Below are 1,736 nucleotides of genomic sequence, written 5' to 3' on the forward strand. Positions count from 1 at the left end.
TGATCTCCGCGGAAAAATGCGCGGACGAAATCTGGAAAGGCATCCGCGCGAAAAAGGCGATCGTCGACTTCCCCTTCCCGCTCGCGGCGCTGACGAAGATCGGGCGATTTTTGCCGAGCTTTTTGTTCGATCGGATGGTGGGCGGAGGGAAGAAATGAGGATTGAGGATCGAGGATTGAGGATTGAGGATCGGCGGGTGACGCAGGCCGCACGCCGTCAGTGGTAGACGTACGAACCCGTCAAAGTTCCATCGATGTGGAGTATGCCGCCGGAAGTGGAGAATTGGTTAGTACGGCAGGACCTCGTATCGTCGACGGCAATGACGATCTCGTAAAATGTCGAAGGGCTGCCGCCGCTACACCCGACAAATAACGGCTCCTGCTCGCAGAAAATCACGAACGCATCATCGTCCAGAATCCCGGCCCGCCCGCCGCAATCCAAATCGACAAGACCAGTGATCTCCAGGAATCCATCGCCGTCAAATCGATAATATCGAGAGTTCTCCAGCGAACGAAGAACAACTGCACCGTTGGCGTTCGCGAAACTCCAGAAGACTTCGGCGGGAGCCGCTAACGCATTCCACGCGCCCAATTCGCGCCACGCAAACCGGCCGTCTGTTAGCACGGCGGCGAAATCGTCGCCACGCGAAAACACCCAAGAGAATTCCCCGTCGTCGAATATCGTAACCTCATTGAACGCCGCGCCGTCATACTCGTAAATGGTCGTTCCGTCGTGAGCGTATAACTCGCCGTCGAAACCCTGAAAAAAAGCCGCGACGTCGAACGCAAGACTGACGACCTCAACTCCCGCCGTGGTGCGCTTGACGATCGCATAACCGGCATCGCCTTTTTCGTCCGGGTGCAATTCGATTTTCGCAAAGAACTCGTCGACCGAGAAAAATCCGATCGATTTGAGAGCCGAATCGTCGCCGCTGTCGTATAGTTCGTTCGCGACGGTATTTTTAAGCGCGTAGACCGCGGCCGGCTCGCGCAGTTCGAAGAGGTAGATCGTATTGCTGTATTCGCGCGGCGGATACGTCAATTTCGCTGGCGCGATGTCGATTGCCGTCTCGGCGCCCCATTGTCCCGAGCTTGCATACGAGATGCCTGTCTCTGAAATCAGCCACCCGGCGTATTTGATATCCTCCCAAGTGCCATCGTCACTATCATCGTCATCGTCGCCCGAATCGTCGTCCGGGTCGGTATCGTCGTCGTCGTGGTTGTCGTTGCCCGCGTCGTCATCGTCGTCGCCGCATGAGCAGGTCAACGATGTGGCAAGGCAAACAACAAGGAACGCGAAAAACAGAATGCGACGCAGGGGTTTCACGACATGAAGGTAGGGTGCTTCGTGACCGGTGGTCAACGAGAAAATAACGATGATTGACGCAGGTCAAGCGCCGCGTGAGGCACCTGGTCGGCATCTCGAGCCTCGCCGCCTATCGCGGCCTGCCCAAAAGCGCGACCTACTGCGCGACCAAGGCGTTTGTCACGACGTTTCTGGAGAGCTTTCGCCTGGACCTCAAGCCCCGCGGCATCGCCGTGACCGTCGTGCATCCGGGTTTCGTGGATACGCCGATCCACGGCCCGAAAACGCCTAAGCTCCCGTTCATGATCTCCGCGGAAAAATGCGCGGACGAAATCTGGAAAGGCATCCGCGCGAAAAAGGCGATCGTCGACTTCCCCTTCCCGCTCGCGGCGCTGACGAAGATCGGGCGATTTTTGCCGAGCTTTTTGTTC

Annotated in this window: 2 protein-coding genes; one reads left to right on the forward strand and one right to left on the reverse strand. The window is 57.4% G+C overall.

Translation table 11 applies throughout. The annotated features are described in order from the left end of the window. Positions 1 to 216 precede the first annotated feature (216 nt). Positions 217 to 1,362, reverse strand: a complete 1,146-nt coding sequence (locus K8I61_16210; GenBank protein ID MBZ0273582.1) for a hypothetical protein — start codon at positions 1,360 to 1,362, stop codon at positions 217 to 219. Positions 1,363 to 1,379: 17 nt separating this feature from the next. Here K8I61_16210 and K8I61_16215 point away from each other — a divergent pair. Continuing rightward, the coding region (locus tag K8I61_16215; protein MBZ0273583.1) for an SDR family NAD(P)-dependent oxidoreductase at positions 1,380 to 1,736 on the forward strand (357 nt) is incomplete at its 3' end.

Source organism: bacterium (assembly GCA_019912885.1).
GTDB lineage: Bacteria > Lernaellota > Lernaellaia > JACKCT01 > JACKCT01 > JAIOHV01.